6 protein-coding genes are annotated in these 7,639 nt (G+C 58.6%); 2 read left to right on the top strand and 4 right to left on the bottom strand.

From position 1 onward, the window contains the following. A partial coding sequence (locus H1B27_RS10280) for a transposase (protein WP_197965965.1) occupies window positions 1-235 on the bottom strand: 235 nt, incomplete at its 3' end. Window positions 236-1,229: 994 nt separating this feature from the next. Here H1B27_RS10280 and H1B27_RS10275 point away from each other — a divergent pair. Both H1B27_RS10275 and H1B27_RS10270 read left to right on the top strand, forming a co-directional pair. Beyond that, window positions 1,230-1,574: a hypothetical protein gene (locus H1B27_RS10275; protein ID WP_197965964.1), complete on the top strand. Its 345-nt coding sequence runs from the start codon at window positions 1,230-1,232 to the stop codon at window positions 1,572-1,574. 48 nt (window positions 1,575-1,622) lie between these two features. Next, on the top strand, window positions 1,623-2,120 hold the full coding sequence (locus tag H1B27_RS10270) for a hypothetical protein (RefSeq protein WP_197965963.1): 498 nt from the start codon (window positions 1,623-1,625) through the stop codon (window positions 2,118-2,120). Window positions 2,121-2,776: 656 nt separating this feature from the next. Here the strand turns inward: H1B27_RS10270 and H1B27_RS10265 are convergent. Genes H1B27_RS10265 through H1B27_RS10255 form a run of 3 tightly spaced genes read right to left on the bottom strand, consistent with a single transcriptional unit; the run spans window position 2,777 to window position 7,290 of the window. Beyond that, window positions 2,777-3,607, bottom strand: a complete 831-nt coding sequence (locus H1B27_RS10265; RefSeq protein ID WP_197965962.1) for a hypothetical protein — start codon at window positions 3,605-3,607, stop codon at window positions 2,777-2,779. A gap of 58 nt (window positions 3,608-3,665) precedes the next feature. Next, the gene (locus H1B27_RS10260) at window positions 3,666-5,288 is read right to left on the bottom strand and encodes an MBL fold metallo-hydrolase (RefSeq protein ID WP_246515332.1); all 1,623 of its coding nucleotides are present in this window, start codon (window positions 5,286-5,288) and stop codon (window positions 3,666-3,668) included. A 1-nt stretch (window position 5,289) separates the two neighbouring features. Next, entirely contained in the window at window positions 5,290-7,290 is a 2,001-nt protein-coding gene (locus H1B27_RS10255) for a gluzincin family metallopeptidase (protein WP_246515330.1), read from the bottom strand. Window positions 7,291-7,639 lie beyond the last annotated feature (349 nt).

Here is a 7,639-nt window from a genome sequence, read left to right as displayed (position 1 = left end):
CTGCAGCATCCAGCATCTGCTCGGCCAGCAGCTTCTTCAGCTTGGCGTTCTCGTCCTCGAGTTGCCGCAACCGCTTGGCATCGGAGACGTCCAGACCGCCGAACTTCGCCTTCCAATTGTACAGCGTCGCTTCAGAGACGCCATGCTTCCGCGCCAAATCGGCAGCCTTCGCACCCGCCTCATGCTCACGCAGCACGCCAATAATCTGCTCTTCCGTAAACCTGGCTCGCTTCATCTGTCCGTCCTTCAGAAGGCCGGACTCTAACTTCAACTGGAGGAAATCGGCAGGGGCAGGTCAACCTTCCTGAAGAGCAGAATTTCCAAGGACACCTGGTGTCGCCAACAGTTCGTGCGTCCCCTTGCGGTGCGATCGCTTGCGCCTCTGCATTGGTTCGCACCAAAGCCATCCGTGGGTGCATGCACACCGAGGGCACTTCGCCGAAAACGCCGAATAGGTCGACGTTTGCGAATCCATTTCCGTTACCGACTCGATAGCTCTCAGTTTTCCGAGCTTTTGGCGCCCCGAAGCATTGGCACGGGCCTTGCTAAATGGGTTAACGCGTGGGGTGTAGCCGCCCGACCGCCTGGGAGCGTGAAATGCCGAGTTCACTCACCGAGCACGACCCGGAGTGGGAAGCGTTCGAAGCGGAAGCACCCGAGTGGCTGGGTGAGAGCAGCTACGAGGTTCGGCGCCTCCTACCCCCCCTTGGCGCCCAACAGAGCCCTCTAATTCGGGGGCTCTATTTTGGACTCCTCTTCGCCGCTGATTTCCCGCTGTTCACTCACCGATTATGCGCACAACCGCGGCTGACCTGACAATCTCCCATTGCATTCTGCTCGGCAGCATTCGAAACTCCCCTCGCTGTGCGCGACTAAGTCCGGATGATGGGCTGACCATGGGAACATATCTTCTTGCTGGGGCCGGCTTCAGTCGAAATTGGGGAGGTTGGCTCGAGAACGAAGCTTTCGAACATCTTCTCTGTGTGACTGAGGATGATCCCGAGCTACGCGAATAGATTGTCGATCTCGTCCAGTTCCTGACAATAGAGCTTGCTCTTCAAATTTTGGCGCGACGTATTACTCTCAGCCGAAGCTCACCGCTCACCAAACCGATCTGAAGCTCGAATATCTCTGCCAGATGATCGTCTCTGGCGACGTGGACGCCTCACCGGCAACGAACCATGCGCTCTTCTCGATGGCCTTGGAGCATTGCTTGGAACGGCACCGAGATGGCCTCTTCCGCGAGCCGGCTAGCGAACCCGAGAAACGGGGGTGTCGGCGAGTCAGGCAAGGCGCCTCGGCGCGACGGTTTCGATCTCATGGGTGGCGGCGCGCTGAAGCTCCTTGCGACGATTTCAGAGTCACTTGAAACGCTAATTGACGGCCCCATTCACCGGCGGCAAACCGAGAGCCAAGAGATGGAGAACGAGCGGCGGATTGATCCAGGACGAACGGTGGAGCAGCAGCAGCGTCCTGAAGAGGCCGAGCAAGCGCAGGCTGGAAAGGCGGGGATGGAAGTCTTTCTTCAGCAGCGTGCTAGGGGGCTGGGGATTGATCGGGGGCGCGGACGGTAGTCCACATTCTTCGCCTGAATTTTAGCACCAATTCTTGGAGAATCACTGGTGACGACATCCGGGAACCACGCTCCAGACCATTGGAATGTCGCGATCGGACGTGAGATCCCCGAACTGAAAGAGTTCGAGAAATTCCTCGAGATCTGGGACTCGACACTTGCTGAGGTTAGCACTCCCGCGATTGGCTGGGCCGCGAAGGAAGCACTGCGACGTGCAGTGAACGCCGTGATCGACGATTACCGACATGACCAACCAACGAGCATCGACGAAGTCGACCATTGGTATGAGCTTTACACCCGAGGCCAGTTTCCGCCGCTCCCGCTGGAGGTCGCTCCAAGCCAATTTCCAGCACCCATCTCCGATGCCGCCATGATCTGCGCGATAACACTCGGGCTGGTGCGGACTCGCTGGCGATCTCGCGATGAACTCATGGACGCCTACCAACAGTGGAATCCCGTTTTTGATCCTCAGGCAGATTTCACAACTCATCTTCGAACCCGCATTCCTCGGGGACAAGAACCCCGCGGGTGCGGCAGCTCAGTATAACTGACATGGAAGAAGAGCTTACTGATCCGCATCAAGAACCTGTCAGGATTGAAGACGAAGTCCGCTCTGTCGGTTTCGGGCGGCGGATAACGCGCGGCGGTGTTTCATGTTGGAGCTCTTTATCGACTCAACGAGGTCGGTCTTCTGGGCAGATTGACCCGGATTTCCAGCGTCTCTTGTTGAAAGGCGCAAAGTTAAACGACCGACCTGACGACTCAAACGGGAATGCACCTCGCTTTGTTATCAATGCCACCAACGTCCAGAGCTCTGCGCTCAGGCGCTTCTCGCGTCCGTATATGGGCGAATACTGGTCGCCCTAGTCAAAGATCCCGATGTGTTGCTTTGCAATGCAGTAGCTGCTTCGCCGGCATTTCCGCCGGTTCTCTCACCCACTACCGCACCAGAAACGCATCGCCTCATCCCTTCTTCCTCACGGCTGCCACAGTAGCGCTCTGCCTGACCCAACCATAGCGTGCTATCCGTATGACAGCGCGGAAGCCTTCGCGCCGGATCACGCCACCAACCCCGCCTCGGGATCGACGCGATGGGCATCGTGGACGGTGAGTGGTTCTGCCGATGCGCGAGAGCTCGGGTAAGCTACGTCGGGCCATTCAGGAGCGCGACGGACAAAGCAACTCATTTTGCCCGCCTACTAATCACAGGTTGACGTCAAAGTCGACGATAGCCCGTTCCGCGAAAGCATAGGTGCCTCCGAGCGCGAAAATTGCGTTTCCGCGCTCGTCGCGACCTTCGACCTTGACAACGTAGGCCTTGTTAGGCGCAACAACGTATCCGCCATTCTGCGGAAACCTGTCCACATTGCGCAACAACAACTCCTTGAGCGACGGGCGGGTGAACCGGATCGACCCGGCAATCTGCAAGACGTCGGTCGGCAGTTGCGCTTGCTCGGCAACTATTACGTTGACCGGTCCTACAGCGTTGACGCGCTTAACTCGCACAGCCACCCAAGCTTGTCCCACAGGCGGTTTGGGATCTACTTCGGTTTCGCGTTGCGATCGGAAGCCTAGCGCCACCATCAGGTTGTAGATGCCTGCGCTGCCTCCCGCGAGGATCAGGCTGGTGATGAATTTCGATACTGCCCCAGTTTCTTGTGCCACGAACTTTCTCAGTTCGTCATCTTTGGTCATCCCGGCGGGGGGCTGCTCGGGAAGCTTGAAGGCAGCGATCAGACTTGCGATCGCGTCGAAACTAAAAACGTAGACGACGATGAAGGAGATCGCGATCATGATGATCGTCTTCACACCACGCGTACTGAAGTAGGTCAAAAACACGCGCCAGTTAAAGATTGTGCTGAATGCACTCTCGAGCAAGAGAGCGACCACGAACAACATGGTCAGGACGCTGAGCGAAGTCGAGTAAACCACGTCGCTCAACCCAAGTGGATTTACCGTTGCCGCGAGGCCTGCCGTGGCGGAAGCGAGCCAGCAAATGGCAGCGACAGTCGTTACGAAAACGCACTTCAGCATGAAAGAGCCCCATGTTGATTGTGAAATCGGCCGCCTCCGTCGCGGCAGTTGTACCGGATCAATCCGGATCAATACGGTAGTCGAAATAAAGGTTGTTGCCGGAAGCGCACTGCTGGAATGCATTCCAGGAACGGTCGCTCGCCTCGTCATGCTTGCTCATCCTAGCGAAATCGGTGTCGGTCTGAAAAACGCGTCCGCCACACCGTTCCATCAATGCAGTCTTGATCGCTTTCAAGGGGTGGTCCCAGCCCGCCTTGCCGTCCGCCCATTTTCGAACGGCCGTGATCATCGCGGTGAACTCGCCTGCGTACCTTCCTCGTCCAAGCCAGGCAAGATTGGGGACCTTCGACATCTCGTTACCGGTAAGCGTCGCGTTGTGGCTGCCGTGATGACCTGTCTTGTAGAGCACTGTGCGGCCGAGCAGCTCGCGGACTTCCACCTCGCCTTCGCCATCCTTGAACGGCTTTGCAGCCCACGAGGCCCAGTTGCCGCGTTGTGCGTCGCCTGCAAAGAGAAGGACCTTGCCGCCTTTACCAAGCTCGAAGGCCAGCACAAGACTGGCGTTGTTAGTGTCGTTGCCCATCGCCAGCGCGAGATGCTCGGCGGCCAACAGCCAGTCGTTGTCGATGCGCCGGAACTTTGAGGCGGACGGAATTTCGTCATCATGCGTGCCCACCTTTCCGGCGCCGGTGCCGTAATGCGCCTTGAACCAGCGCGAGACAGCTGCGTCCCGGGAGATCCGCTCGAGCTGGATGGAATGACGCGCAGAGAACGGGCTGCCCGCATCTCCCGATTTTCCGTTCTGATTCACTGCGGCTGCGAACGACGGGGCGATCGAACCGCCTGTCAATCCGTGCTTCGGAAAACCTTCGCCGTCATGCGGATCGAGATCCTCGAGCAAATCTTCGTCGTAAGGCGGACCAAGCGCGAAAACGCGGACGGATTTCGCGCCGGGCAACGCGATGATCTCCTTATGCGGATAGATGCACCGCGGGTCTTTTGATGAGCACCCGCGCAGCACTTGCATGGATCGCTTGTTGTCCGAGCCACCTTCGGCGGCCATCGTTCCGGCCGCAGCGATCCTCGTCGGCGTCGCCTCCATCTCGCCGCCGATCTCGAGTGCTATCAGTTCGCTAATCCTTCTTGCCTGAGCCGGATCCGACGCGGCCAGCCTGTTGCTCGCAGCGACCAGCGCTCGCACGTTGTCGCCGTATTTCTTGCGCAAGCGCTTTGCCAGCTTGTCTTCCCTGCTCTCCGTCCAGGCGAACCAGACTTCGTCGACCTTGAGGCCGTCGAAACGCTTCTTTGTGATCGCGTTGACGTGGTCCTGATGCTCGTGAGTGATGATTGCAATGTCGATCTTGTCGTTGGTCACGGCGCGGATGTCTGCAACGACGTCATCCGGCGTGCTCTTGAGGAAGCCGGGAGAACCGGGCTTGTAGCCGCAGTCGATAAGCACATGGACAGGCTTGCTGTCGCCCCCGAAAGCCAGCAGGAAGCAATCACCGTGACCAATGCGGTACATCCGTACGATGGCGCCGCCCGCCGGGGGAGCCAGCTTGGCCGCGGATCCAGACGTGTTCGCAGGCTTATTTCTCCCGGATGCCTTTTTCTTGTTCCTCTTCGTCGGAGCCTTCTTCTTGCTCGCTTTCGCCTTTGCCCGCGGCGCCTTGCGCGCCATATCAGCCTCCATGCCGATGCAGCAGCGCGAACGGCTCGCGTGAGCTCATGTCGCGACTGGCGGCTTGGTAGGCGTTGTTTGGCGACAGTCCTCCCTCGAAGATGTATTGGCGCTGGCGTTCAAGCTCGTCGTTGTCGAGAATATCGCCGGGCGTACTGATGACGCGCCGAACATTCATGCTCACAGGATCGATGAGCAGGGTGCAGCCGGTGCGATATCGGAAGTCACCCGTGTCGCTCTTGGCAAGATTGGCTTGCTTGTCCTTGGCTTTTTGCACCTCGGGATCGAAGTAGCCGGCGCGACGCTGCGTGATTTCGACGACCAAGTCGCTGGTTGTCGAACCCTTTGCGGTGCGGCGCAGTGCGCGACGGACGGAGTGGACTTCCACCGCAATTCGTCCGTTTCTGCGAAACACGGTGGCAGGGACCTTCTTGCCGTCGTCGAGCACCAACCCTGCAGCCTTGGCGAGATTCTTGCCGGCTCCCTCGACGAGCCAAAACCAGAGCGCCCTGGAATTATCGTCGATATCCTTCCAAGTTTTCAGCCGATCTCCTTCCAGGTCCCAGGGTTTGAATTGGATCGGCTTGGCCGTGCGGCGAGGCCTGCGGCTCCCGGTCTTGCGCGCATCGGCATCCGATAGTGCCACGAATAGTTTATCGATTTCGTCCTGCTTCATCGTCGTAACGCCAGCATCCTGCATGGCCTCGGCGCCTGTCGGCCACATCAACCCTTCGGCCGACATGGTGCGCATCCCCCGGGGGTAGATTCCCCATTGCCGAAAGCTCTCGATGAACGCCAGCCGATACCCGAACTCGTCTTCCGGATTGATGTCGTGGTCAGCGGTGATAATACCGCGCAGATAGTCCCCGAAGGTGATCCCGACCGGTGGGCAGTAGTCGATTGCGCGGATGCACATCTGCAGTACATACATGGCAACGCGCGCGGCCTCGTCGGCCAGGCGTTTGGCAAGGTCGGGGTGAATAGCACCTTCTGGCAATACACCGGTCCCTTCGGTCGCGATCCTGAAGAGATCCAGCGTCCGTGCGTGATAGACCTTGGAAAAGGCGCCGAACACAGCCGCGACCAGGATGGCACCGCGATCGTGTGGCTCCATGGTATGGTCCAGTGCCGTCGTGCTCGGCGGCCTTGGCTCCCACTTGCCAGTCTTCGGATTCTCTGCCCCCAGCGCGTCACGAAGGGCGCCGCCACGACCTGCAGCTCGCCCGAACTGTTGCGCGAGCTGGGCGAGGATGTTCTCGTTGGCGAGATTGCCGCGCGTCCGCGCGATCTGGTCGCGCAGCACGCCGGGATAACTGAAATGCTGAAACAACGCGACGATATCGGCGAAGGCCTCGTGAAACGCCAGAACATCCTCGTTCACGGGCACGTTGAAACGGGGATGAACGCCGTCGAGAAGCGCGTGCGTCGTTTCGTGCGCGATGATGTCGTGTGAGAGGCAGGAAAAAACCAGCGTTCCCGGCGTATTGAACTTGTCCTTCACCTCGATCGGAAAGTAACCGAACAGCAGCGCCTTCTTGGAGGGACTGTAGTAGGCATTTCGATCACGCAGCGCGTGCGGATAAATGCGCAGGCGGCGTACGAAATATTCATAGTAACCTCCGCCCTTCGGGTACTCGCGCCGGGACGACCATAGCGCGACCCGACCCAGCGCCCGCTCGAAATGCCCGATTGTGGTCATGGCAACCGCATAGACCATCTGCTGATGGAATTGTGGATTGGTCTGCGAGGGTGCCAGGCCGTCCTGCGCGAGCAGCTTGGGATCGTCAAGATCGACCGGCCGATACAGAGCATTGCTGGCGGGATCGATGTCGACGACTTCGATGTACTCGCCGATCGGACCGGCTTGCAGGTCCTCCCACGGGACGTTGATGGTAATTTCGCTGATGCCGGCCATCTCGTACTGGGATGCGAGGCCCGGATCGAAGGAAAAAATCTTTAGGCGCCGGGAAACCGGATTGGGAACAGATTCCGATACAGCCAATGATCGCCCCCCGCGCTGTCAACAACCCCAGCTTGATCCTGCCGCACCGATGCGCCTTTTTCAAGTGCCTCTTGGGCGTTTTGCGCCGTCTGCCCTCATGGACCGATGTTTGCGATCGCGACGCTGCAAGTGTAGCGATAAGTGTAATGCTCAATCGGAAACTAGTAGCGAACAACGCTGCCGCAGAAAATGATGCGGTGAAATTTGAGCGCGAACTGCTCCTTGAAGATCTGGGCTATAACGTAAGTGCCAAAGCTGTGTGCGATGACCGACACTCTTGAAGCATTTGGATGCAACAGCTTCGCGTGCTGTATTTGCGTCCAGACCATCAGCTTTGCTGTGTTTCGAA

Origin of the sequence: Bradyrhizobium diversitatis (assembly GCF_016031635.1) — a bacterium.
Lineage (GTDB): Bacteria > Pseudomonadota > Alphaproteobacteria > Rhizobiales > Xanthobacteraceae > Bradyrhizobium > Bradyrhizobium diversitatis.
The sequence above is the reverse complement of the archived record's forward strand: the minus strand, read 5'-3'. Positions and strand labels throughout refer to the sequence as shown.